Genomic DNA, 24,235 nt, shown 5'->3' on the forward strand with positions numbered 1-24,235 from the left:
AATCGCCTTATTGCAGGCATGGCAAACGCCATAGGGAAATTTTTCGTTCATAGCAACCTCAATTAATGTGATGATTGCCAGTCACGTCTATTGATTCGGTAATTTCCTCTCCCAATCGGACAGCCAAAGTAGAGATAATGGAAGTGTTTTATTTGTTAGAAGCTGTGTTGTAGCTTTTGGTTGACTGACGTTCATCGGTAAACATCAATTAGAAAGTAATCTGATTTGGTTGTTTGATTGATTGAGCAAGTTACCGCTTGAGACACGACCAGCTTTTTTTTAATCAAAAAAGCAATAGGCAAGATACTCTTAGTCAAAAAAACTAGAAAAATGTCATTAGAGCTAGGAGTAACCCCCAAAGTGGCAACTAGAAAATTAAGAATTATCGATTGACTTGAGTAACGGCATTGAGTTAGCCGTCTTTAAAGCGAAAAAATCCATAAAAGCTCCTTTGAATAATTGTGGTGTATCAAAGAAGAGAACATTGAAGTAAAAGAGCTAATTTTGCCAAAATTTCCTTTTTACTGACTAATTCAGAAAATTTTGCACAATGATTGACTGTTTCGCGCTTGAGAGTTTATAATAATTTCAAGTGCAAATTAATAACTGCCGATCGCTGTTTCGACAGTTCAGGCAATGTCAAAATTAGTCTCCTACATCATCTGCACCTCCTCTGTTTTGATTACAGAGAACCCAAACGCAGAAACCCTTTGAGAAACACCGTCCACAAGATGTCCAGTCTGAGACGGTGTTTCGGTGTTTGAGGGCTTCATGATTGTGACTGCTCTGATTGTGCATAAAATAATTAAATAATTTCCTCCTGTTAAGAGTTTATTTAAGTTTACTCCTAAAATCAAGACTAGGGAATAGTAAACTTGATTAATGATGCTAATTTTCTCGTTTCCGAGGTGCAAAGCTGATCAGACGCACGAATAAGGAAATTTTCAAGACTAAAACTAATTAAAGCACTTATCTAACTAAATCTAAAATTTTCTTTAGATCATTTAGCCAAACAAAGCTAGTTATTAGTAAAAATTGCCACAAAATCAAGACTTAAATTTTTTGGAGTATTTAATAAGTGTATCATCATCGTTGTTATTTGAGCAAGTTGATCAAGAAAGAACAAAGAATATAATTATAAACTACATGATAAAAATTAAATCTTTATTTACTGATTTAATAGATTCGTTTGTCACTAAATAATTTTGCTTTGCTTCTATTTTAATACTAAAAAGTTAAACAGATTAAACTTATATTTTTTAGTAAATTTTATAATTACTCATCAATTGATTTATCATTGCAACACACTACAATAATAGCAATTGTTGCTGATGATGTGATTAACAATATTAAGCTAATCAATCCCGAAGCAGTTAATGAAGATTGATTGTGTTGTATAACTTGATGATTATCTGATCTTCTTACTTGGTTTAGAGTACGTTCTGTTTGAGTTTTTGCGAGGGTAGGATAAAAACTTAACATCAAACAGAAACTTATCAAGGGCAGATTTTTTTGAATAACCGAGACTACTTTCATTTAAAGTTTTCTTGATGGCTTTGATGGTTGCAGTGCTATGATGAGGCTATCTCTTTTTGAAATTCCACAATCTGTGGAATTTTTAAAGAACTCTTTATAGCCCAAAACCCTTGATAGAAAAGCAATTCTGGGCATACTACCTTACTAAATTTTTTATAGCAAGCTTTGAATTTGCTTTTTAAGGCGAGGGGTACGAAGTTTCCTCATTGCTCGATTTTCTATTTGGCGAACTTGTGAAGAAGTAATTTCTAGCTTTTGACCTATCTCTTTTCTAGACCAAGGTTGAGAATAATTAATTCCGAATTGAAGCTCAATTACTGTTTTTTCTAAAGAACTTAGATTATTTAGTAGTTCTTTAATATTTTTTTGGTATTCTTCTTCTATTAATTTTGTTTCAGGTTCTAATTCATCTGATTTGAGTAAATCACCTAAATTAGTTTTTTTTTCTTGCCCTACAGGAATATTTAATGATGTTAAACACATTTCTTGTTGTAATATTTTTCTAATATTTTGTGGTTTTTTATTAAGTCTAACTGCAATTTGTTTTACGGTTGGTAAACTGCCTTCCTCTATCAATAATTCTTTTTGAATTTTTTTAATCTTGTTGAGTTGTTCTTGAAGGTGAACAGGGAAGCGAATTAGTCTTCCTTTATCAGAAATTGCTCTTGTGATAGACTGACGAATCCACCAATAAGCAACGGTTGAAAATCTGTTTCCTTTTTTCGGATCGTATTTTTGAATTGCCTTTATTAAGCCTAAACTGCCTTCTTGGATTAAATCTGATAATTCTAAATCTCTATTTTTGTATTTTTTAGCAACTGAAACAACAAGGCGTAAGTTGCTATGAAACATGATTTGTTCAGCTTTAGCTCCTAATCTGATAGTTTCTTGTTGTTCTAAATTTATTTGAGCTTGATCTAATTGTTCTTTAATTCGATTTGCCTCTATGATCTGTTTACTGTAGAAAATTTCTTTTTCTGGGGTCAGTAGTGGAAATTGTCCGATTTCTTTTAGGTAAGCATTGAGTAAAGAAAGCATAGTCCTAATTATAATTATGGTTTTACTAAATTGAGCTTAATTTGAGTTGGATTAATTCTTAGAGGTTGGTCACTTACATGAATAATCTGACCATCTGTTAAAAAGTGTTGATGATAAATTCCTTTAGTATCCCACCAGAAAATATAAGGATCACTATCACCATAGGTTCCATCATCTTGAAGAACTTCGGCTGTGCGTTTATTTTTAGAACCAATTGTTACTAGAAAGCCTTCGTTTTCGTCATATACGTCTGAGTTAGTGGAGACTGTGCGTGGAGTTAGTCTTTTATTGCTTGAAGTTACTTTGCCTTTGACGGTTGAATAAAGTAAGACATTTCCTGTTTGAGGACTGATGATATAGAGATGCTTAATTGAGCCGACTTGATTATCCATTAGAAGTCGATTTTTTACGTTTTGCTGTTCAATAGTTAATCCATCAGGATTTGTCGAAATTTCAACAGATGTTTTGCTAATTCCAGAATCAGATTTTGGAGTGTATTTGGGTCGTGCATAGGTTGTGCAACTATAGCAAAGAAAAGTGATTGTCAGTAGTATATATTTTGTTTTAGTGATCATAGTTAACAGTTTAATTCAGGTACGGTTTGAATTCACGGGGTAATGGTTGTGTTGTTCCATCAGGTAAATCGCCAATATTGGTGAAGGCATAATTAAACTTCTTCATATTGGCGTTGTACTCGGCTGCTAGTTGGTTGTAACTGGCTTTAAGTCCATTCAATTCCGCTTTAATTTGATTGTATTCTGTGCGATCATCGCTAGGCCAAGAAGAACGTGATGTGTTTGAGTAAGCTTGTAAAAGTTCTTTTAAGTCATCTTCAGTAATTTTGATATCGCTTAGTTTTTTGTCAAGTTGAGCCGAGGCTTCTTTAAACCACTCGTATCGTATTAACAGGGTTTGAGGTGATAATTCTTGATTCATTAATGAATGAGCTTGATTTGACCAATTGAACGCACTACAACTGGATAATAAAGTAAGGCTTGTTACTATAATTAGATTTTTCATAGGTTAAAAATTTTAGTTACTTCAGCCATTAGGCTGTTTTGTTTTACGTTTAATTCATTACTGTTTAAAAATGAAGAAAGTTTTTTAAAAGAGTCTTGTTTGACTTTTTTAGTTTTAAGACGTTTTGCAATATTTTCTATAAGCTTTTGACGTTGCGTGAGCGTTTTAACTTTTCTAATATCAGCAATACGTTGTTGAATGTAAATAGTAAATCCTTCTGATATCTGATTAATTAATTCTGTTTCTTGCTCAGATATATAATTGTCGTGATACATTCCAATTAATAGCAGATCAATTTGTGCTTGTTGTTGTTCTCTAGTTAATAACATTTTAATAACTCCAAAGAAGAAAGAGTTACCCGTTTTTCATCGCTCTGAAAGAGCGGTGAACGGATGACTTAAATAAAAGGGAAAAACTCATCTTTAATTTTGAATAAGCGATTTTTCCAAGTGATGTCAATTGGAATTTTCCATTGATATGAATTTTGGAGATCGCATATATGTAAAAACCAGTCTAACTGTTTAATTTCTAACTGCTCTAGTTCTAACTGGGTTAAGGTTTTAGAGTAAATACCTGTAACTGTGTAAGTTGTAAAAGGAATGCGATCTGTATCATAGAATTTACTTGGATAGGATGAATCTATAATTAGAGTAATTGTTTCTTCCTTGGGATCGACCTTAGCATCTAGTTTATAAAATGTGCATGGTAGGATGAAGGCGCGAGGAAATTCAAAAGGAGGAGTTTTGAATTCTGTTCCTGGGTAAATTCCGTTATGACAGTAAATGGTCAGTTTAGAGCTAGGAATTTCAATTTGATCGAGTAATCGATCAATTTCTATTAAATCGATTTGAGGCTTTTGTGTTTTTTTCATTGCTAATTAATACTGAATAGAATCAGAGTAAATTTTTACTTAACTTAGTAAAAATTAAGCAACACATAAAAAAGTCTGTATTAATTTATTTGTCTATCCTTAATGACTGTATTGATGTCGGTAATTGGGCTGAGGGCTAAAACCAAAACCTTTTGTTTTATCTTTAGGAGGTGCGGTTTTGGCTTTATTGAACAGGTGTTTTAATGGTATTTTAGTTCTATTAATAGGTGGCTTTAAAGCTGATGTAGTTGGTTGCTCCGAAATAGCGATTGGTTCAGAATTTACTTCTTGAGGGAGGTTTGTTTTATTAGAAGCCTGTTCTTTTGATTGTATTGTCAATAACTGAGTTCTTAGTTCTTCAAGTTCCTTTTCTACTTTTAGAAGTTTTTCAGTTTTCCATTCAACAAGATCTTTAGGTTTTAAAAGTGGGTCTATAGAGATTTTTTGTGATTCTAAGTAATTTAGTAATTCATCAGTTGTGCAATTTAGGAATTGTTCTTTTAGAGAGTCAGTTTGTTCCGTTGTGAATTTAAGCTTAAGAGCCAAGATTTCCCAGTCTGTTTCGGTAATTGCTCTTTTAAGCTCAAATGTTTTTGATTTTCTAGGATTTAGTTTGCTAATCAGTTTGTCGATTTGATTAAGCAGTAAGCCTCTACCTTCTTCTAAAGAGGAGAGGAAATCGTTGATAAAGCTCTCTAGCTTTTCTAGACTTAGCTTACTGAGCTTATAAAGAGTTTTAATTGGCCAGTAGTCAATGGGCAGTTGTTTAAGCTGTTCTCTAATTGTTTCATCTAGGCCTGACCACCATTGCTTGATCTGAATGTTCTGTTTGTCGATTCTAGGATCTCCTATGCTAGTTTGAGATTCTTCTAGATAATTGATTCCTAATAAAATGTCTTCAATTGAACGATGAGTAGCGAAATGCCAGGGTAGAGTAGTTAGATCGCTATTGGAAGCTAGTTGAGTCTGTGATAGCATGATAGGAATAGATTTTAATTTTTCGGGAGGGCTTTTGAAACCAAAAGCCCACTTTTTATAACTAACTATAGCAGACTATGTAAAAAAAAAGCCATAAAAATGTAAAAAAAAGTTAAAAACCTGTAAATCTTTATTATGAGCGACTTGTAGCCATTATCCATTGAATCTGATGGTTCACAATTTTACAGTCAATTGAAGTGTTATAGTTGCTTAGAAGTGTTTGACTGTTTCTAAGGCGGCTTTTTCTGCATCGGTAGAGTGTGTTGATGTCGATGGTTAAGTAATTGATGTTTTGGGAGAAATTGGTAAATTGTATAATTTTAATCTTAAAGTCTTTGGTGGGTTGTCTGATGGGTAAAAGGTGAAAATAGTAGAAAGGTTCATCTAGGATTCTCATCAAAACAATACTTAGTATCTTTATATTAAATGTCCAAGTAAAGTTGTCTTCTATTTCAAGTATTAACCAGTCATCAAGTAAAATCTGATAATTGTTATATAAATGGTATTTAATGTCATGAATAGCTTCTTTAATAGGTTCACTAGAAGAAAAAAGTGGTTTGTCAGGAAGGAGTTGCTCTGAATAAGGTAAGTATTTAGTTTGAACAAAGCTGAGTTGTTCAGTGGCTTCTGAACATTTGATCATTAAATTTTCTAGTCGATGGACTAATATTCTACAGGTTTGCAAGATTGAAGCATCGCTAATATAAGGTTTAATCAGGTTGATGATTAGTTCAGAATAGTGTTGTCCACCAAATTGAGTATTATTTTTAAGATTAATTAGAATCTCGATAGGTTGATTAATTTCTTTTGTTAAATCACTACAAGAAAGGGTAAATTCTTCATAAATTTTTTGATTTTCTATAGTTTTTTCTAATTGTTGGTTAAGTAAATTAATTTCGATGATATAGTTTAATAAAAAATTAAAAGTTAGAGTTATAAAACTAGCGATTATTAAGGGGACGACAGGTATCCAATAGCCTTTTAGAAAAAGAAAATAGCTGATGCTAACGTATAAGCTACAGAAGGTTAAAAAGATGATAGAACTCCTAAGCAATTTTTGTCTACTCAATAAACTTGCCAATAAGCATGAAACGAAAATTGACAAACTAATCCAAGGTTCTCGGAAAGTAGATAGAGTTGGTCGCTTATCAAGAACTGCCGACAAAATATAGCTACTCACTTGAGCGATCGCTTCAACCCCATTGATTTTACGTGGTGCGCCGAACCATTCAGGATTTAGAGGAGTCAGAAATTGATCGTTCAAACTGGGTGCATAAGCACCAATGATCACGATGCGATCTTTAAAAAGTTTGGGAGCGACTTTGTTTTCAAGAATATCCGAGACTTTTACTACCCTAAAATCGCTTTTACGCCATTTTACTAAAGATTGGTATCCTCCATCATCTGCCGTAACGTAGGCTCCTGTGAAATTGAAGAATTTCCAGAACACCGTCTGGTTAACTTTTAGATGGTAATCGTCGTTGCGGTGGACTCCATCAATTGATGCGCTAAAAGATTCTAGGTATTTTTGGGCCAAAGCCCAACTTAAGCTTGGAATAGCAGGTTCGATTGTAATCGGGTAAATCATTCCCCGCCGTTGCCAACCATCGGAATCTGTAACGATTCCAACATCAGTGATTCGTTCATTGATGACTGGCGGAGGTAAAATTTCATTATCGTTTTTAGTTTTCTTATCTTCATCTTGATTAGCAACAACGAAAAAATTAGCGTTTTCATTGATGAGCGAGATAAATTCAGAGTGTCCAAAAGGTTCTGGGCTATTTAAAGCATTTATTTCTTGTTTTTGTAGCTCTTTTAGTTCCCAGTAATTCGGGGGAACAGGGTGATCTCGAAAAATGTCTATTCCAACTGCTGCTGGTTGAGCTTTTTTTAGAAAGGCTAGAATTCGATAGATTTGCCAGTCCGACAGTCGATTAGTTTTGAGGTTCGCAATGTCTTCTTCCGTGATTCCAACGAGTACAATCCGTTCATCAGGTGTCTCAGTTGGAGCTAGTCTATAATAAAAATCGTACAGCTTCAGTTCAATTGGTTCAAATAATCCTATTAATCTAAATAAAATGCAGGATAGCGTGATTGATAGGATTATAATTAAATATTTCGAGCGATTAAAGCGTTTAATACTGATTTTCATCTAGTTTGCGACTTTGGCTTTGAATAAACAGATTAACTTGTGTTGGGTAATTTACCCAACTGAGCCAGGTATTAATGGTTTTTCCATACTGAGGTCGTCCTTGGCAAAGTAAGTTAAGAGTTAGGAGGTAAGATTTATTAGAATGAAGTTGCGGTAAGTTGACGACTGTATATTCGTGGTTTTTTGGATAAATAACTTGCTCAAAGACTAAAAAACGTTGAAATTTTCCTTGTATTTCGTTGATCGTGATCTTAACCGATTCCTCCCGTTCCGAAACAACTTGAAATAGAATTTGAGGTAGGCTTGTATTAATCTCAAGGGTAAGTTGTTGAGTTAGGGCCGATGTTGATGTTTGATTACCGATACCGTATAAAAACAATGAGCCAATGGGAATTCCACATCCTCTAGTACCCTGCGCTCCTTTTCTGGGTGGGGGAGATTCTTGAGGTTTGAAATTATTGGCGGATACTGAATTTGCGGCTAACAAGCTAGTGAGTAAAGCAATGGTTAATTTAGACAACCTGAACATTTTATTAATTAAATCTTTAGTAATTCTATTTTTCAGTATCTTACCGTCACCTAATGCTTTAGGAGATAGCACAAAAGATAGAATTTTAATACAAGAAATTCAAAATCATCTTGAGTTGGGGAATTTGTCAAGGGTAACTCAGCTTCTAGAGCAGATTTCTAATACTTCTTATAAAAAAGTATTGGAAGCTAATTTAGCAGCCCGTGTTGGCGATTATGATCAAGCAATTACGCTCTATAAAGAGTCAATTGGAAATTTTCAAGACCTAACACAAAAACGTTTAATTTGGAATTATATTCAAGCATTGAGAGAGAGAATTAAATATTATGAATGGCAATTGACGACTGAAAAAGATCCTTTATCAAGACAAGATTTACAAGAAAAAATAGAGAGTGATCGTGAACTAGCTCTAACTTTAGCACGTAATAATCGAGATGACTTAGAAATTTCTGTTCTTCTTTTTCAACTAAATCCAGAAGAAGTCGAGCTTGATCCGATACGAAAGAAAATCGAAAAGAGTGAAGATTCCCAAGAAAAAGTTGAAACGTTAATTGCTGTCTCGGAGCTTCAAGCGGCTCTTGAAGTGGCCCAACGTTTGAATCAGCATCGATTTCTTTCTTGGGCTTATAGCGCACTAGGAAGGCAACAGCTACACGAGGGGTTGGTGGATGAGGCGATCATTTCTTTAGATCGCTCCAGAATGGCGGCGAATCAGGCACAGGATCATTTAGCGATCGCTCGGACTTCAAGTGATTTAGCCAAAGCTTATTTAAAACAAGGAAATCGTGAACGTGCGAAACTGAATTATCGATTATCCGTTGCGGCGATTGAACGGATTAGAAAAACGGTGGCGGGTTATCGGGTTGATCCCTTACTTTTTCAAGAAATACAGTCAATTTTACGAGATTATTTGGCTCTATTGTTAAATTCGCCTTCTCTTGATCAAGAAACTTTAAAAGAGGCGATTCAACTTCAAAAACTGAGTACCTTAAGTGAGTTGGACTCATATTTCAAAAGTCTTTGTGATGTGGAATCTCAAGTTACTTCAAAAGTTCAGAAGGATACGGCTTATATCTACACGGTTATTTTAGATGATCGCTTATTAATCATCCTTCAAACCCCACAGGGGTACACTTCACAATCAATTGCAATTCCTAAAGCGCAACTGGATGAATTACTCTATCAGTGGCGGTTGGCTTTATCAGATCCAACAGATAATGATTATATTGAAGATGGGCGAAAACTTTATGATTTACTAATTCGTCCTATAGAAAGCTTACTTATTGATAAAAAACGCCTGATTTTTGTCCAAGATGGGTTACTCCGAACGATTCCGATGGCTGCCTTGATTGATGGGAAGCAGTTTTTGGTGGAACGGTACAAAATTGCCTATTCATTAGGTTTTAAACTCCAAGAACCCAATCAACGCCTTAGAACGGCTTTAGTGGCAGGGTCAAGTCAAACATCAACCGAGATTTTAGAAAATGTCAATCGGGAAGTGGCTGAGTTAAGTCAAATCCTGTCGGCGGATATCCTTTCAGGGCAAGAATTAACCGAGCAATCCCTTTCTCAAAGATTACAAAATCGCTCCTATGATGTCCTACACATCGCTACTCGAAACCGAATTTTACCCAATATCGAGCAAAGCATCTTCTCACTAGGACAGCAGGACATTTCTTTACTTGATTTTGAGCGGATTCTTCGTAATAGGAAAGGTAAAATTGCTTTCTTAAATTTGGCAGGATGCGATACTGCTTCAGGTAATGCGGTGGCGATTTTGGGCTTAACAGGGATCGGACTGCGATCAGGGATTGTTACGACGGTGGGGAGTTTATGGGGAATAGACGATGATATTACTACTGATTTTATGATCGAGTTTTACCAGAATTTGCAGCAGACGGAGAATTATGAAGATTCACTTCGGCAAGCTCAATTGAAGGCAATTAGCAATCCGTCGTTACATCCTCATGCCTGGGCAGGTTTTCTTGTTTTAACTAATGAATAAACTACCTGCGATTTTCGCGGTCACTTTCTTTAAATAACTTTCATAGACAATGATTTAGGGGGAATCATTGCAATGCCATGACGGACAGGTGATAGTTTTTCAGGATTGATTATTTCCAGATTGAGTGATGAAATAATTGTCGCTAAAATACATTTCATTTCTTGCAGAGCAAAAGTTGCGCCTAAACAATGACGCTCGCCGCCCCCAAACGGCAAATACTCAAATGGTGAAAACTGACGCTCTAAAAATCGTTCGGGGTTAAACTGTTTTGGCTCTGGGTAGGCTGATGTCCTGTGATGAGCTAAGTAGATTGAAATATTAATTATTGTTCCTGGTTCAAGTTGAAAACTTTCTAGTCGAAAAGGTTGTTTAATTGTTCTTGAGAAAGTGCTAATAGCGATCGGATATAATCTAAGAGTTTCCTGACATACAGCATTAAGATAAGTAAGCTGAGAAATATTTTTGTTACTTCCTTGATTAGAATCTAATTCCATTAATAGCTTTTGACGGATGCTCGGTAAGTAGTGAGTCCAGTAAAGCGACCAACTTAAAGCGGCTGATGTCGTTTCGTAACCTGCAAAAATTAGGGTCATTAGATTATCTCTAATTTCTTTTATGTCTAAGCTTTGTCCTGTTTCTTGATCCTGTGCTAGTAAGAGTAAGCTTAAAATATCTTGCCTAAATTCTTTTTTGGCTCGACGTTCACTAATTTCTCGATAAATAAACTGATCGATTTGTTGACGCAAAAATTGATAATCACCCCAAATTCCCCAATGAGTTTGAAAAAATGGAAAGGCAAGACAAATGGAAAAGAGAGGATTATCAAATAGATGAACTAATTGCAGCAGAAGTTCTTGAAGCTCTCGATGCTTTTCTGCTTCAACTCCGAAAATTAGCTTTAAAATAATTTGTAAAGTAATTTGATGGGTTAGAGAGCGAACTAAAAAAATTTGCTTATTATCATACTGATTTAAACAGTCTTGAGTAATTTTTATCATAAAATCTTGATAGTTTTTAAGTTGCTCTTGGGCAAAAGCAGGAAGCATAATTCTCTTTACTCTTTGATGATTTTTATCATTCAAAAATAAAATTGAATTCGTGCCAATTAGCGGCTTAATCAAATCACTTGTTTGTTCTGAGCTAATAACTTCAGAAGAAGCAGTTAAAACTGATTTAATAGCATTAGGATTACTAATACAAATAATCGGAGGATTATCCTTCCCTCCTAATCGAAAAATGTCACCATAGCTTTTAGACCAATGATCTAAAGTTTCTAAAGGTGACGTTAAAATTTGAAATCTTTGTAATAGTAGCGGACTTTTTGGCCCATCAGGTAGATAATGAGTTAAAATACTAGAATTTGACATAGTTTTAAAAATAATGCAGTTCAATAAGTTAATTATTTTATTTATTATAAGCATAACGATTACACCTTTATCGGCTGTCAAAGGACAGATAGTTCCCGATCAAACGTTAGGTAATGAATCATCAATTGTCGTTCCTGAGCAAATAATTAAGGAATTACCTAGTTCTGTAATTCAAGGAGGAGCCTCTAGGGGAACTAACTTGTTTCATAGTTTTCATGAGTTTAATATTGATCTAGGAAAAGCCGTCTATTTTAACAATCCGTTAGGAATAAACTCTATCTTTACCCGAATTACAGGAAATAAAGCTTCTCAACTTTTAGGACGCTTAGGAGTTTTGGGTAATGCTAATTTACTACTTCTTAATCCAAATGGTATTATTTTTGGGCGCAATGCGTCTTTAGATGTTAATGGTTCTTTCGTAGCTACAACAGCTAATCGCATTCGTTTTGCTGATAGGACTTTATTTAGTTCTAACAACAATTCTTTAGAATCAATTTTGACAATTAGTGTTCCGATTGGTTTGGACTTTTTTGGCAATAATCAACCCATCCGAGTTGAAGGATATGGACATAACGTGAACTTGAGGGCGTTTCTTCCTGCTCAGAGATTTCCTACTTTATCATTTTTAAGCGTTCCAACCTCAAAAACGTTAGCCTTAATTGGAGGAAATGTTACTTTATCAGGAGGCGTAGTGCAAGCTTCAGGTCACATTGAAGTTGCTTCAGTTGACCAGGGGTTTGTTAAATGGTCGGGCTTTTCGGAAAGCAATAATTTTTCTTATCAAGAAGTGCAAAAATTTAAAAATGTAGACTTAACTTCAGCCTCTTTATTAGATGCTAGTGGAAGCTTTAATGGGCAAATTAATATCTCTGCAAATCAATTGACTTTACAAGGTGGCTCGGGTATTTTGAGTCAGCAAGTCATGGGTGAAAAAAGTCAAATCTATCTAAGCCTATCTGCTCTAAATATTAATGGTGGATTGACACTAAAAACTTTAGTAACTCCTGAAAATTATCCAATTATTCTCCCTATTTTTACCAGTCAAGGGAGAACTGTCAAGATTGGTGATGTTATTACTTCTTTTTTCCCTAACTTTATTTTATCAGAAGTTTTAGCTCAAGGACAAGGCACAGCTATTACGATTAATACAGAAAATTTAAAAATTAGTGACGGGGGGCAAATTACCACTCGAACTTTTGGTGAAGCTACGGGAGGACAAATTATCATTAAGGCTCAGAATGTACAAATTCTGGGTTATGCTAATATTCCTGAATTTATTTCAATAGGACAAGCTATTTTTAGTTCGATTAATACAAGTACCTTTGCTCAAGGAAATGGAGGTTTGATTTCGCTTTCCTCTAATGATCTTTTTATTGAACAGGGTGGTTCACTTTCTTCAACAACTTTTGCTTTTGGGAAAGGGGGTAATATTAATCTAAAAGTTAATAATTTAATCAGTTTGTCGGGAATTATTCCTAATGTGTTCTTACAAAGCTCAATTAAAGTAGTTTCAACGGGACAAGCAACTGGAAATGCTGGCGATCTAACCCTTCAGACCACTAAATTAAAATTGAGTAACGGAGGTGAAATCTCAAATTCAACATATACTCAAAGTAATGCAGGAAGTTCATTTATTTCGGCTTCCGAGTCAATTACGTTAGATGGAGTTGCTGATCAAGATTCACGATTTCCCAGTACAATAAGCTCCGCAGGTTATACAACAACACAAAATTTACGGGATTTCTTTTCAATAGCTCCTTTGCCAACTGGAAATGCTGGTAGGCTTACGATCACTACTCCTCAGCTAACTATCTCAAATGGAGCCGTTATTAGTGTTGGAAATAATGGATTAGGTGATGCCGGGCAGATCAACATTAAAACAAAGAATCTACAATTAGACCAAGGAAATATTACCGCAGCGACTCGGACTGGTAAACAAGGAAATATTAATATAATTTCCGATCTCACAAGACTTTCTAATAATAGTTCGATCTCAGCTATTGCAGGCACTACCTCAGATGGAGGTAATATCTTTTTAAATAGTTCTTTATTATTAATAGATGGAAGTCAAATTACAGCAGATGCGATTCAAGGAAATGGAGGTAATATTGATTTGAGAACTTTAGTTATCTTTAAAACCTTAGACAGTTCGATTACTGCTAGTTCCCGGTTAGGAATTGATGGCACGATTAATATTGATACCATTCCCTACAATTTCGATGTTACCAATGTCGAAATTCCAACTTCTGTCTCTCTAGCGCAGGTCGCTTTAAAAGCCTGTTACGACTACGGACAAAGGTTAACTCAAACTGGAGAGGGTCAAATTGTGAGGGATGTCAATCGTGCAGGAAGAACCTTTGACGATCTGATCCCGTTGAATCAAGCAATCAGTATAGAAAATTTACCTGATGGACGAGTTCGGCTGTTAACCTGTCAGGATATACTAAAAACGAAATTGCCCCAGAACCGAGAATGATAGCCCTTGAGTCAGATCATCGAAACCACTATTAGTATCATTAAGGGCAAAACCGTAATTGGTTTGGATGAGGAGTAGATCTCTATAACTTAACCTGACTCCGACCCCAGTTCCAACGAGAGTTTGTGGGTCAGCACTTCCGCCTCTGGTATTCCACACGTAGCCGATATCCAAGAAAGGAAAACCACTAAACTCAACATCATTCGTTTTGTAAAAAGGAAACCGTACTTCAAGTGTACCCGCAATACAACTATCTCCAGTTCGAGCGTTGGTAGTATAGCCTCTGACTGTATTACCGAAAATGAATTGGTTCCCGTTTCTCCCTCCGATCGCACACTGCTCGATGTTTGGTAAACTTTGAGGAGTTAACTGTAAGGCAAGGCGAGTAAAAACCTGTCCGATACCAAAATTGTAAAGATACTGTCCCTGCCCTTGCCAGTGGAAAAAGGTACTGTCTACTTCTTGGTTGGATAAGCCAATGGAGAATTGAGAAAGAACGATCGCTAAACTCTTGGCCGAACGCTTAATATAGGTTTGATCGAGTCGAATTGCGGTTAATCTGACATTAGAAAATAACTTATCGTTTAAAACAAAGTTCTGGCTTTCTCGATGATCTACACCAAAACTAAAATCGAGCGATTCATTGAATTTTTGCCAGATCGCCTGTGTAAAACGAAATGAGGCAACATAGCTATCGTTTTTGATGTCAAAATCTTTGAAAAAGCCATCGATGATATTGCTATTACTTTGCTGATAAGTTAATTCGATTCTAGAACGAGTAGGAAGGATTGGAATGGTTGCACCTACTACGAAGCGATCTAATCCTTCGGTTACTTTGTATTCGGCTCTAAATTGTTCGCCTCCCCCTGCAATGTTGTTGTTTTCGATAAAACCTCGAATCCCCCAAGAACCGACGGTAAAATTTTCGTCATTGCTGATTTCGGCTCCAATGTTCCACTTCGGTTGAGGGACAAAATTGACGTTAATGATTGATTCAGACAAGCGATCCCCTGGTGTAATTGTATTTTGCAGATTTTTAACCAATGGATCGATTAAAAGTAGACTCAATCCTTCTCCTAAGCGTTCTTTTTGTAAGGGTTGATCTAGAAAAGGTTCAAGTTTTGATTTAATGTAGTCATCTCGTATCCCTGAACCATTCACGTTAACAATGGCTATTCCTTCAATTGCATTAAAGATGAGTGTTCCTCCAGAGGGTTGTCCCTCGATAACAACAAAAGAAGTGAAATAACCTCGATCTACATAAGCTTGAGTTAGTTTATCTTGAAGTTCGAGGAAGAGTTCAGGATTAATGGGTTGATTGAGATAGGGAGCGGCGATCGCATTAATTTCTTCTTGAGTAAAGACCGTATTATTTTTCAGCAACACTTCGCGCAATAGTCTTGTGTTATTGCTTTTAGTATTTTCATTTGTGTACGATGATACTAAACATTTTTTTTTATGTAGCTGATGTTTTTCACAATCAGTTTGTTTATTGTTAATAATAGCGGGTATAGGTGCGATTATTTTAGGTGTATATTTTCTAATTAAGCTTAAATCATTAGACAGTATAACATTGCCTAGTACAACTAAACTGTATCGTATCATGAAACTCTATTCAAATTAATAAATAAATGTTTAAATATATAAGCAGATAAGCAATCAATTAATATTTCTTGTAAAAATTGTCTCTTGATTTTTTCTTCTTTTTGCTCTGTTGTCTAATTAATGATTTTGAAGCTTTTTTTAATTTTTTTAAAAGCATTGATTGAAATTTGTTGTAAGATGATTAGTATGTATTGAGGTATAGCAAAATTTATTTTTCTACATTAAATTTAATCACTAAGTTTTAATAGCTAAGTTAATCGTTTCAATATTTGCTTAAGTTGCTAATCTTAATAGTAAATTTGTTCGCTAATCTTTTCGAGGGTTAATGTTGACTAATTGATTTTATATATTTAAACTTAAAATGCTTAGTTTAAAAAGAAAAAATGTCTAAAATTCGACATATTTTATATATTGACACCAATTTAGAGCGAGTATCTTTATTGTTGAGTAGATTTAATCCTCCCTTGGGAATTGATTTAAAGCTTTTAGAAAATTTGCAACTTAAATATATTTTTACCTATTGTGAGTCTTTTGTCAAAGCTAGGCAATTAATCGCTTTGCATAATTGTCTTCCCTTAGCCTATACTTTTGAAAATAATTCGCTCCAACCTTTTGACGGAATCTTAATTGAGATTCAAGGTTCTATTACAGAGCAGCCTGAACTTGAGTCGTTTTTAACATTTGTTGGTCAACTAACGATGGAATCAAGCTTAATTCCTGATTTGTTTGCGCTTGGTCGAGAAAAAAATATTGAATTACTTCAAAACTATATGGTTTATGGCATTAGATATTTTTTTCAGTCTCCTTTTGATTTTAAAGATTTAGAAAAAGTTCTTGATAATCATTTTGCTCTTTTTACTAAATCGAAGTGGCGTATTTATAAAAATAAAACTAAAAAGAAATCGGTTGAATCCTTTCGCTTTTTTTATTATGAGGGTTCAGCTACCAAGTCTTTAACGATTCCGAATGTCTATTATGATACTGAGTTAGATGGTGTTGTTATACGTCATTTAGGACTTAATTTACCAGAATCAGAAGTTGAAGCGATTAATGAAATTGAAGAATAGTTGTAAAATTAGAAAAGCTTTTTTAATTTAGTTCACAAGTTAATGATTATAGCTTTAGTCAATCAAAAAGGGGGGGCAGGAAAAACAACGACTGCTGTTCATTTTGCCTACTGGTTATCTGTCAATTCAAAAGTAATTGTCGTTGATGCTGATCGCCAAAAAAGCAGTGCTAATTGGGTACAATTTTTAAATTTACCCTGTCGGGTGGTTAGCGATCCAGATGAATTATTTGATCTTTTGTCTCCTTTAGCTCAAAGTTTTGACTATGTAATTGTGGATGCTCCAGGAAATTTAAGAGAAATTGTTAGCGTTTTACTTGATCGCAGTGATTTAGCTCTAATTCCTTGTAAGCAATCGGGGCTTGATCTTCATAGTACAGCAGAAACATTGAGGTTAATCCGTCAAAGACAGGAAGTTAGAGGGGGTAAACCTTTAGTTTCTTTGTTTCTTAATCAAGCTAAAAAAGGGACGCTTCTTTTACGTGATTCGATACAGGTTCTTCAAGAATCGGGTTTTCCTGTCCTAAAAAGTATTATTTATGATCGTCAATGTATTATGGATGCCCCAGGGCAGAGAACTACTGTTTGGAATTTGCGTTCTGAGTCAGCTAAACAATCAGCTAGTGAGTTTGAGAGGCTATTTAAGGAAGTTTTAGAGGTATTAGATGAGCAGTCAAAGAAATAGTATGAAAAATTTTGTATATGGAGAGGAAGATACAGGAATAGAGCAGAATTTGCCGATTTCTTTAATTGTCTTGCCTCCTTATCAACCTCGATTATTTTTTGATGAACAAAAATTGGATGAATTGGCACAAAATATTAAAATCAATGGAATTTTGAACCGTTTAATTGTTAGACGTATTTTGGGTACTGATCAATACGAATTAGTAGCTGGCGGAAGACGTTTTCGAGCGGCGCAGAAAATTGGATTGACTGAAGTTCCTGTGGTTGTTAAGAAACTTAGTGATTCACAAGCTCTAGCGATTGCGATTACTGAGAATTTACAGCGTGAGGATTTAAACCCAGTTGAAGAAACTGAAGGAATTATTAAGTTATTAGCTTTAAGCCTGAATATTTTACCCGATGAAGTTCCTCAATTTTTAACTAAAATGTATAATGACTCAAAACGTAAATCTGATCATGAACAAAACGTTTTATTCACTGAGTTAGGACAGGTAGTAAAGGCTGTCTTTCACGATTTAGGTAAGATCAGTTGGGAATCTTTTGTCAGTAGTCGGTTGCCTTTACTTAATTTACCAACTGATATTCTTGAAGCTTTAAGGCAGGGAAGGATAGAATATACTAAAGCGATCGCTATTTCTAAAGTTAAAGATGAAGTGATGCGTCAAGAGCTTTTAGAAGAAGCGATTACACATCAACTTTCTTTAACCCAGATTCGTTCTCAAATAGGAAATTCGCGTTCCTTTGAGACTAAGGTTCCTCAAAAAGCGATTACCGATTTATCTCGGAAACTTAAACAATCTCAATTATGGAAAAAGGATCAAGCTAAATGGCAGAAAGTCCAGGCTTTAATTGAGCAGATTGATACTTTATTAGACAGTTAAACATACATCATTCTTTGGGAGAATCGGCTTATTGCCACATACCAGAGTCGATTATAGTCCTCTAATTTTTCTGTCTCAGATTCGTCACCAACTAACAATCGTTTTTTAAGATCAAGACTAATTATTGCACCTTCAGTAAATGTAGAGCCTTGTGAATTATGAATTGTCAGACAAAGGCAAGGTTCAAGTATAGCAAAGCAGTTTTTAAGTTGATTGTATTTTGCCCAAGCGGTTGCTGTTTTTTGTATTTTCGCTTTAGAAAATCGCTCATTAAGAGAAAAGTTATACCGCTCTTTCTCAAGTGGATTTAGGGCATAGCACTGTAAGGAATCTTGATTGATTATTAGGCTAAGGTGATAGCAGCTATATCCTTGATAGTTAGCTTCACTGACTCTTTTAATTATTATTTCAGTAGCATTTGGCACTAAAACATCACCATTTGGCGCAAAAATTGGTCTTTTGGTGATTAATCTTTCGTTTTCGAGATAGGGCTTGCAGTTTTTTCCATAGCGTGATTCTCGAAAGATTTGGTTATAGAGTTGAACGATTTTATTAGTGTAGGCTAAAATCCTAAATTCGTCTGGATTTAGATCCCAGTGGGAGTTGTATTTTTGTAAGCCATATTCAATTAATATTTTAAGAGGAATCTGAAAAGCTCCTTGATGATAATTTGAATGGGTATTAATTGGTTGAAAATATTGTTTAGTAAAAATACACTTTCTACTATGGCTAATTAAATTAGAAAGTGGATTAAGTTTGTTTTGACGAGAAACTTCTGTTAAAACACAATGATTTGAATTAGTTAGTGCTGGTTGTATGCTTTCATTGACAGGTTTAAGTTGTGCTGGATCACCTAAGACAATCAGTTTAATGTTCGGATAATTATTCAGTTCGTCTGTAATGCAGTTCCATAATTTCTGTCCGACCATTGAGCCTTCGTCTAAGATTACAAGGTCAAATCTTAGAAATGAACTGTAATTAACTTTTTTAAAATCATGCTGTTCTATTTCTCCATCTATTCCTAATCCTAATAACTGATGGATAGTTAAGCACTGGAGTAACGGAGAAGAAAATATGTTATTTTCTCTAGCTAGTGTTTTTAGAACATTAGTTGCTTTATTAGTTGGTGCGGTTAAAGCAATTCTTTTGCCTTGTTGAAGTAGGATTTTCAGTAGTGCAAATATTATACTGCTCTTTCCTGTTCCTGCATAGCCAAGCAAGAGGAATTGATTATTGTTGAAATCTTTAATAAAAGCTTCAAGTTTTTCTAAAACTTGGATTTGTTGAGTATTAGGCTTGAAGGGAAGTAATGAGTTTAGTTGGTTTTGTATTTGTAGCATTTTAGAAATATATAAAACTACACAGAAAGGCTTGCTAGAGCTAGATCATGGAGATAATTATCTGTATTAGCGAGATAAATGCTCAATTTAAAGACAAAATTTGCCCTTTTTAAGCTTAAAAAGCGATTTGTACTTTATAGTCTTTGATGGATTTCTAAAGCTTTTTCCCAAAGTTGGGGAGTTATTGTAACAATAACTCCTTCAATCGTGTTTGTTGCAGGGGAAGAATTCATGATCTCTCTAAATAGTTGTACAACTTCCTTTGCATTAGGTTTTGGTTTTTTAGGTTTAGGTTGGGGTAAGGTTATGTCTTGCTCATTAGGTGTTGTTTCTTTTAAGCTTTCTGCTATGACGTTTTGTTTCTCTTCAAGGTAATCTTGAGCGATTTCATTAACCAATGAGCTAGAGGCTTTGTTCTTTCCAGCGAGTTGTGCAGCTTCAACAGCCGTTTGCAGAATTTTTTCCTTTTCTTGGTGATTAAGTTCTTTTTTGCTAAGTGTTCTTAAAACGGCTGTTTTAGCTAGACAACCTTCTTCTATTAAGTTGAGAGTAGAAGGCGATAATGTAAGGATAGTTAAAGTATTATCGTAGTCTTGAGCTTTCCAGCCTGTATGCTCTAAAAATTCTTGTTTGCTTTGTTCTTCTGTTTTTCCACTTAATCGATCTTCTTTTAAATGTCGCTGAATAATTTTTGCTCGATCTAATAGTGACAATTCCTCAATATCTGAGCCAAGAGATAGCATATCGTATTCTAAAGCTCTAAGCGAGACTCCCTTTTCAAGTCGATCAATAATAGCAGGAACTTCAGCAATTTTGATGCCTCTTTGTTCGAGTAAGTTGAGGCTTAAATGTCTTCTGTGACCATCTTTAAGAAATAGGCGATCGCCGTCAAGGATAGCCTGTAGGGGTTCTCTGATTCTTCCTGCTGCTTTGATAGCTTCGATTAAGTTCTCGATGTTATTGTATTTGCCTCTGACATTCCATCCTTTTTCTTCGATTAGTGAAATGATTTCTTTAGTATAATTTAAGGGTTGGTCTTGGGGAATGATACGATATTTGCCATCATCATATTCGCAGATCTTAGGCCCGAGGAAAGAGCCGTCTTCTAGGCGAACACATAATAGTTTTGGATCAATCAAGTAAATTTCTTTAGTTGCTTTGCCAATTTTCCGTCCAATTCGAGACATTGATTTCTCCTTTTCTAGAATAAGATTAATTAAAAGCTGATTGTTTGATTTATGTGGAAATCTAGCTTGCTGTGCGGTTTAGGCATTTTGATGGTTGCATTACCAGTTAATCCGCAACCTCAATATCGGGTTTATGAGATTCAATGGCAGTATTGTTCTTCCTATATCAGTTATTGTCAGAAAACAGCTTCACGTCGTTTTGTCTGGGGGCCAGCGTCAGGTTATAATCCTCTGCCTATTTTATGGCGTAGTGAAAGCGTAGGAAGTAAAAAATTAGTGTCGTTTCTGCTTTTAGTTAAAGCGAATGGTTGTTTTCCCAATCATCAGCCAAAGCCATTAAGTTATTATAATTTGCGAGTTCCCGTTCTAGTTGATCGTCAATCTATTCCTGAGCCTTTGAAGAAGCGTTTTGGTGCGTCTCGTTTATTAGCTAATTCGGAAATTGTGGTTAAAGCGATTCTTCTGCCTAATAATCTCAGCCAGAGGAATACAATTGTAAATAATGCTTTTCAAGTTACATCTAATGATTGTGAGTTAGCGGATCACTCTGAAATTCTAAATTATAGTTCAGGTCATTAAGGGCGATAGCCCTGTTCTATTTCTGTTTTTAGGTTTGGTGTTGTGGGACGAGCGAATGATATTTCACCAATGGCATTAATAATTGCCGCATCTACACCGCTTTGTTGGAGTAAGTTTGGAATAGAGCAATCGGCGGAACTGTTTTGAGCAAGAAAAATAAATTTCTGGATTTGTCCGACGATTGGATCGTTGGGTTGGGTATACCCTAAAGTGATAGCGCGAGATAGCCCAATGTTTAGGTCATTGGCTGTGATGGTTCTGTTGCTGTTAAGTTTAAGAAAGCAGCTATTGTGGCTTGATGTAATCGTGGCAACTGAGCGAGGAACAATTTTTACGCCGAGTTGTTTCGCTTTTTGGTTTGCTTGATTGATTTCAAAGTTGTAGGTAAAAATTTCTCCTTTTTGATTAACTGTCTTAATAATAACGTTGGTTTTTGTTGTTGTTGTCGCTCCTGGGAATCGTAATGGTTGAATTGGTTTTAAAATAGCAGAAGTCGCCTGATTGCTAGATAGAGGAAGATCGGGTACTACAATCAATTTAGAATTATCGCCTTGACCAATGTAAATAATTGTTTGTTTAACTTGGCTAAAATCGATTAAGGTTAATCGACCAGGATAGACAGAGGTTGGAATAATTTTTTGAGTTGCTTCTTCAGTAGGAATTAGATCGTATGCTGGACTGGCATTAGCGAACTTGGGTTGGCTACTGAGCAACAAGCTAATTAGTGCTAATTTGCTAAGAGGAGATTGAATCATTCCAAAGGGAGCGTTTGCTGAATATAGATAACTACAGGTGTTTGCTTTTCGAGGTAGTAGATCGGTGTTTGAGAACGAATTATCTTACTTCGTTGTTCGCTGCGATTGCTAAGTTTTTCACTGTAAGGCTTAAAAAATCCCTCTAAAGCTGCTCCAGGGATATTTGTTTGATTTTGTTGACTAATGCTCGTCCCAAAGTTGCTTTCATTTTGGACAAAGCTTTCTGGTTTGGTGAGTTCTTCTCCCATGCGACCCACTCCTGATAGTAAGCTTGCTATAAAATCATCTCGACTGGCTGTGTCTTTGTTGGGTAAGTATTGTTTAGCAATTAATGGTGAATTATTTAAGCTATAGATGCTAGTCGTATTGGCAGAGATGGCAATGCCATCAATTTCTGTAAGACTTGCTTGAACGTATCCATTATCTTTATTAAAGCTTTGAATCTGTGCAGTTAGAATAGTTCCTTTTTTGAGGATAATCTCGTTGTTATTCCTGACATCTTCTGATAGGCTAATTGTAAAAGAGGATAATTGTTTTTCAGTGATAACGATTGGACTATTTAGAATACCTTTTAATTCTGTATTGGCTGATATGGTAACAGGTTGAGTTTGTTCGCTTTGATTGGAATTTCTTTGCAGGATGCCTACTGCACCTTGGCTGAGGGTAATTTTATTTGTGTCCTTATTGTAGCTTACTTCTACTGCTTTAGTTTCATTTTCTGGTTTAGGATTAGGATTAGTTGTTTTGGATTGAATGAGATTAGGATCTGTTTTAAGTGCTGCTTGATTAGTTGTTGATTGTTGACCTAGTTGTGCTAAAGTTGACCATTGTTTATAAGGATCTATTGGTTTAACTGTGCTATTAAGTGATTTTGACGATTGAGTACGAGTTTGGGGTTGAGCTTTAACTTCTTTTGTTTTAGTAATTGTTCGATAGATGATTTGGGGTTTTGCAGTAGGAGTTGATTGACGATTAGAAAAATTAGATGAGCGTCGCTCTTGAATTTCTCTAGGACGGCGTGAGGATGTTTTTTGAGTGTTTGATTTAGGCTCGGTTGTTGGGTCTGGAGTGCTTGCGTTTGTTGTTTGAGTTGATTCTTTATTTTTCAATGCAAGTTCTTGATCTCGGAAAGCAAGTTTAGCCTGATAATCTGGTTCTTCTACAGGTTTTTCTTGTGCTGTTTTTTTCTCACTAATGATAGGTTCTGGAGTTTTGGGTCGGATAAGTAGCCAAACGCCAAAAACTATTGCAATCGCTCCTCCGACTAGCGTGAGCATTAAAATACTACGAGGTAAACCTTTTTCTTCAAAAGCTTTTGAAGTGGGTAAATCTGAATCAAGTTTGTATTTAGGATCGATGTCAATTGTTTCAGGCAGATCGGCTAATTCGTTAATTTCAGATTCATTAAGTTCTTCGGTTTGTTTGGTTAACATAGTTTTAAGTTAAGGTTCATAAGGGGTAAGTGATTCAATTTCAAGACCGTAGATTCGCATTTTATAAATGGTTTTATCTAAAACATTGGCATCTTCTTTTAATGGAGAACTTGGAACTGGAACGGCTTTAACTCTTAGAGTATAGTTAAATGGCATGATCTGAGGTGTACCACCAATTAGCCTAATTTGATCGGTAATGGCATTGATTTCCCAGATTCCATCTCTAATTTTTTTTGGTGGTGAAATATAGCGAACAATTGCACTACAGGTAGTTCCTCCTGAAAAACTCCTTCTGGAATAAACTCAGTTAGTTTATCTAGATATCCTTGAGCAAATTTAGGAGTCATCATTAAGCTTGCTAACCATGCTGTTGCTGGAACCTGTTTTTTGTTGTTGGTTTTTACACCTTTATCTAAGTTTGATGTACCTGGGATTTTTCCGTCCCAAGAAAACATTAAAGAGTACCATTCTTTTGTAAATTTGGTTAATGTTTCATCACTCCGAAATAGAGGATCTTCTCGTTGAACTTGTAGATTTGTTCCATCTAAAAGTTGAACATTTGTGACTTGTCGTGAGCTTAAAGCTCGATTGTTGAGAGCCGTTGTGCAAGAGGAGAATGAGAGAAGAATAAAACAAACGGCTAAAGCTAGTTGTCCGATTGTAATTTTTTCTCGTTCATCTGTACCGATAAAATTATTCGATTTTTTACGGTTAAATAAATTGCCTAACATAA

At 35.2% G+C, this 24,235-nt stretch carries 22 protein-coding genes; 6 read left to right on the forward strand and 16 right to left on the reverse strand.

The window, feature by feature from the left end:
• Positions 1-1,689 precede the first annotated feature (1,689 nt).
• From CFPU101_RS08490 to CFPU101_RS08525, 8 genes are all read right to left on the reverse strand, one after another.
• Positions 1,690-2,574 carry an RNA polymerase sigma factor RpoD/SigA gene (locus CFPU101_RS08490; RefSeq protein WP_206814982.1) on the reverse strand — a complete coding sequence of 295 codons (885 nt, stop codon included), beginning with the start codon at positions 2,572-2,574 and terminating at the stop codon, positions 1,690-1,692.
• A gap of 14 nt (positions 2,575-2,588) precedes the next feature.
• Complete coding sequence (locus CFPU101_RS08495; RefSeq protein ID WP_206814926.1) at positions 2,589-3,149, reverse strand: hypothetical protein; 561 nt, start codon at positions 3,147-3,149, stop codon at positions 2,589-2,591.
• Positions 3,150-3,159: 10 nt separating this feature from the next.
• On the reverse strand, positions 3,160-3,594 hold the full coding sequence (locus CFPU101_RS08500; protein WP_206814927.1) for a hypothetical protein: 435 nt from the start codon (positions 3,592-3,594) through the stop codon (positions 3,160-3,162).
• On the reverse strand, positions 3,591-3,923 hold the full coding sequence (locus CFPU101_RS08505; protein ID WP_206814928.1) for a hypothetical protein: 333 nt from the start codon (positions 3,921-3,923) through the stop codon (positions 3,591-3,593). The genes CFPU101_RS08500 and CFPU101_RS08505 overlap by 4 nt, the downstream gene beginning before the upstream one ends.
• 68 nt (positions 3,924-3,991) lie before the next feature.
• Positions 3,992-4,465: a hypothetical protein gene (locus CFPU101_RS08510; protein WP_206814929.1), complete on the reverse strand. Its 474-nt coding sequence runs from the start codon at positions 4,463-4,465 to the stop codon at positions 3,992-3,994.
• 99 nt (positions 4,466-4,564) lie between these two features.
• Entirely contained in the window at positions 4,565-5,443 is an 879-nt protein-coding gene (locus tag CFPU101_RS08515; RefSeq protein WP_206814930.1) for a hypothetical protein, read from the reverse strand.
• A gap of 133 nt (positions 5,444-5,576) precedes the next feature.
• The gene (locus tag CFPU101_RS08520; RefSeq protein ID WP_206814931.1) at positions 5,577-7,595 is read right to left on the reverse strand and encodes a CHASE2 domain-containing protein; all 2,019 of its coding nucleotides are present in this window, start codon (positions 7,593-7,595) and stop codon (positions 5,577-5,579) included.
• Entirely contained in the window at positions 7,579-8,115 is a 537-nt protein-coding gene (locus CFPU101_RS08525; RefSeq protein ID WP_206814932.1) for a hypothetical protein, read from the reverse strand. The genes CFPU101_RS08520 and CFPU101_RS08525 overlap by 17 nt, the downstream gene beginning before the upstream one ends.
• Here CFPU101_RS08525 and CFPU101_RS08530 point away from each other — a divergent pair.
• Positions 8,099-10,129 carry a CHAT domain-containing protein gene (locus CFPU101_RS08530; RefSeq protein ID WP_206814933.1) on the forward strand — a complete coding sequence of 677 codons (2,031 nt, stop codon included), beginning with the start codon at positions 8,099-8,101 and terminating at the stop codon, positions 10,127-10,129. The genes CFPU101_RS08525 and CFPU101_RS08530 overlap by 17 nt on opposite strands.
• A 29-nt stretch (positions 10,130-10,158) precedes the next feature.
• Here CFPU101_RS08530 and CFPU101_RS08535 read toward each other — a convergent pair whose 3' ends face one another.
• The gene (locus CFPU101_RS08535; RefSeq protein ID WP_206814934.1) at positions 10,159-11,496 is read right to left on the reverse strand and encodes a cytochrome P450; all 1,338 of its coding nucleotides are present in this window, start codon (positions 11,494-11,496) and stop codon (positions 10,159-10,161) included.
• Positions 11,497-11,509: 13 nt separating this feature from the next.
• Here CFPU101_RS08535 and CFPU101_RS08540 point away from each other — a divergent pair, with 13 nt between their 5' ends.
• On the forward strand, positions 11,510-13,972 hold the full coding sequence (locus CFPU101_RS08540) for a filamentous hemagglutinin N-terminal domain-containing protein (protein WP_206814935.1): 2,463 nt from the start codon (positions 11,510-11,512) through the stop codon (positions 13,970-13,972).
• Here the strand turns inward: CFPU101_RS08540 and CFPU101_RS08545 are convergent.
• Positions 13,940-15,358: a ShlB/FhaC/HecB family hemolysin secretion/activation protein gene (locus tag CFPU101_RS08545; protein WP_206814936.1), complete on the reverse strand. Its 1,419-nt coding sequence runs from the start codon at positions 15,356-15,358 to the stop codon at positions 13,940-13,942. The genes CFPU101_RS08540 and CFPU101_RS08545 overlap by 33 nt on opposite strands.
• Positions 15,359-15,960: 602 nt before the next feature.
• Between CFPU101_RS08545 and CFPU101_RS08550 the strand changes: the two genes are divergently transcribed.
• Genes CFPU101_RS08550 through CFPU101_RS08560 form a run of 3 tightly spaced genes read left to right on the forward strand, consistent with a single transcriptional unit; the run spans position 15,961 to position 18,208 of the window.
• The gene (locus CFPU101_RS08550) at positions 15,961-16,644 is read left to right on the forward strand and encodes a hypothetical protein (protein WP_206814937.1); all 684 of its coding nucleotides are present in this window, start codon (positions 15,961-15,963) and stop codon (positions 16,642-16,644) included.
• A 42-nt stretch (positions 16,645-16,686) separates the two neighbouring features.
• Complete coding sequence (locus tag CFPU101_RS08555; RefSeq protein WP_206814938.1) at positions 16,687-17,328, forward strand: ParA family protein; 642 nt, start codon at positions 16,687-16,689, stop codon at positions 17,326-17,328.
• A gap of 1 nt (position 17,329) precedes the next feature.
• On the forward strand, positions 17,330-18,208 hold the full coding sequence (locus tag CFPU101_RS08560) for a ParB/RepB/Spo0J family partition protein (RefSeq protein WP_206814939.1): 879 nt from the start codon (positions 17,330-17,332) through the stop codon (positions 18,206-18,208).
• Here CFPU101_RS08560 and CFPU101_RS08565 read toward each other — a convergent pair.
• Both CFPU101_RS08565 and CFPU101_RS08570 read right to left on the reverse strand, forming a co-directional pair.
• Entirely contained in the window at positions 18,205-19,548 is a 1,344-nt protein-coding gene (locus tag CFPU101_RS08565; protein WP_206814940.1) for an ATP-dependent RecD-like DNA helicase, read from the reverse strand. The two genes, CFPU101_RS08560 and CFPU101_RS08565, sit on opposite strands and share 4 nt — an antisense overlap.
• Positions 19,549-19,682: 134 nt before the next feature.
• Positions 19,683-20,735, reverse strand: coding sequence for a hypothetical protein (locus tag CFPU101_RS08570; RefSeq protein ID WP_206814941.1), 1,053 nt, complete (start codon positions 20,733-20,735; stop codon positions 19,683-19,685).
• A 51-nt stretch (positions 20,736-20,786) separates the two neighbouring features.
• Between CFPU101_RS08570 and CFPU101_RS08575 the strand changes: the two genes are divergently transcribed.
• Positions 20,787-21,314 carry a hypothetical protein gene (locus CFPU101_RS08575; protein ID WP_206814942.1) on the forward strand — a complete coding sequence of 176 codons (528 nt, stop codon included), beginning with the start codon at positions 20,787-20,789 and terminating at the stop codon, positions 21,312-21,314.
• Here CFPU101_RS08575 and CFPU101_RS08580 read toward each other — a convergent pair.
• From CFPU101_RS08580 to CFPU101_RS08595, 4 genes are read right to left on the reverse strand one after another with little or no spacing between them, the layout of a single operon-like run.
• Positions 21,311-22,069, reverse strand: a complete 759-nt coding sequence (locus tag CFPU101_RS08580) for a hypothetical protein (protein ID WP_206814943.1) — start codon at positions 22,067-22,069, stop codon at positions 21,311-21,313. The genes CFPU101_RS08575 and CFPU101_RS08580 overlap by 4 nt on opposite strands.
• Positions 22,066-23,502: a hypothetical protein gene (locus tag CFPU101_RS08585; protein ID WP_206814944.1), complete on the reverse strand. Its 1,437-nt coding sequence runs from the start codon at positions 23,500-23,502 to the stop codon at positions 22,066-22,068. Before CFPU101_RS08585 ends, CFPU101_RS08580 begins: the two co-directional genes overlap by 4 nt.
• Before the next feature lie 9 nt (positions 23,503-23,511).
• Positions 23,512-23,658: a hypothetical protein gene (locus CFPU101_RS08590; protein ID WP_206814945.1), complete on the reverse strand. Its 147-nt coding sequence runs from the start codon at positions 23,656-23,658 to the stop codon at positions 23,512-23,514.
• Positions 23,659-23,678: 20 nt separating this feature from the next.
• Positions 23,679-24,233, reverse strand: coding sequence for a hypothetical protein (locus CFPU101_RS08595; RefSeq protein WP_206814946.1), 555 nt, complete (start codon positions 24,231-24,233; stop codon positions 23,679-23,681).
• Positions 24,234-24,235 lie beyond the last annotated feature (2 nt).

It is taken from the genome of Chroococcus sp. FPU101 (assembly GCF_017312365.1).
Lineage (GTDB): Bacteria > Cyanobacteriota > Cyanobacteriia > Cyanobacteriales > Microcystaceae > Chroococcus.

Bases quoted from the DNA above. Each gene is read 5' to 3' on its own strand.
- CFPU101_RS08575 (WP_206814942.1), top strand. From the start codon at position 20,787: ATGTGGAAATCTAGCTTGCTGTGCGGTTTAGGCATTTTGATGGTTGCA.
- CFPU101_RS08510 (WP_206814929.1), bottom strand. From the start codon at position 4,465: ATGAAAAAAACACAAAAGCCTCAAATCGATTTAATAGAAATTGATCGA.
- CFPU101_RS08520 (WP_206814931.1), bottom strand. From the start codon at position 7,595: ATGAAAATCAGTATTAAACGCTTTAATCGCTCGAAATATTTAATTATA.
- CFPU101_RS08515 (WP_206814930.1), bottom strand. From the start codon at position 5,443: ATGCTATCACAGACTCAACTAGCTTCCAATAGCGATCTAACTACTCTA.
- CFPU101_RS08505 (WP_206814928.1), bottom strand. From the start codon at position 3,923: ATGTTATTAACTAGAGAACAACAACAAGCACAAATTGATCTGCTATTA.
- CFPU101_RS08490 (WP_206814982.1), bottom strand. From the start codon at position 2,574: ATGCTTTCTTTACTCAATGCTTACCTAAAAGAAATCGGACAATTTCCA.
- CFPU101_RS08550 (WP_206814937.1), top strand. From the start codon at position 15,961: ATGTCTAAAATTCGACATATTTTATATATTGACACCAATTTAGAGCGA.
- CFPU101_RS08580 (WP_206814943.1), bottom strand. From the start codon at position 22,069: ATGATTCAATCTCCTCTTAGCAAATTAGCACTAATTAGCTTGTTGCTC.
- CFPU101_RS08535 (WP_206814934.1), bottom strand. From the start codon at position 11,496: ATGTCAAATTCTAGTATTTTAACTCATTATCTACCTGATGGGCCAAAA.
- CFPU101_RS08585 (WP_206814944.1), bottom strand. From the start codon at position 23,502: ATGTTAACCAAACAAACCGAAGAACTTAATGAATCTGAAATTAACGAA.
- CFPU101_RS08565 (WP_206814940.1), bottom strand. From the start codon at position 19,548: ATGCTACAAATACAAAACCAACTAAACTCATTACTTCCCTTCAAGCCT.
- CFPU101_RS08500 (WP_206814927.1), bottom strand. From the start codon at position 3,594: ATGAAAAATCTAATTATAGTAACAAGCCTTACTTTATTATCCAGTTGT.
- CFPU101_RS08560 (WP_206814939.1), top strand. From the start codon at position 17,330: ATGAAAAATTTTGTATATGGAGAGGAAGATACAGGAATAGAGCAGAAT.
- CFPU101_RS08590 (WP_206814945.1), bottom strand. From the start codon at position 23,658: ATGCCATTTAACTATACTCTAAGAGTTAAAGCCGTTCCAGTTCCAAGT.
- CFPU101_RS08495 (WP_206814926.1), bottom strand. From the start codon at position 3,149: ATGATCACTAAAACAAAATATATACTACTGACAATCACTTTTCTTTGC.
- CFPU101_RS08595 (WP_206814946.1), bottom strand. From the start codon at position 24,233: ATGTTAGGCAATTTATTTAACCGTAAAAAATCGAATAATTTTATCGGT.
- CFPU101_RS08540 (WP_206814935.1), top strand. From the start codon at position 11,510: ATGCAGTTCAATAAGTTAATTATTTTATTTATTATAAGCATAACGATT.
- CFPU101_RS08530 (WP_206814933.1), top strand. From the start codon at position 8,099: ATGGTTAATTTAGACAACCTGAACATTTTATTAATTAAATCTTTAGTA.
- CFPU101_RS08570 (WP_206814941.1), bottom strand. From the start codon at position 20,735: ATGTCTCGAATTGGACGGAAAATTGGCAAAGCAACTAAAGAAATTTAC.
- CFPU101_RS08555 (WP_206814938.1), top strand. From the start codon at position 16,687: ATGATTATAGCTTTAGTCAATCAAAAAGGGGGGGCAGGAAAAACAACG.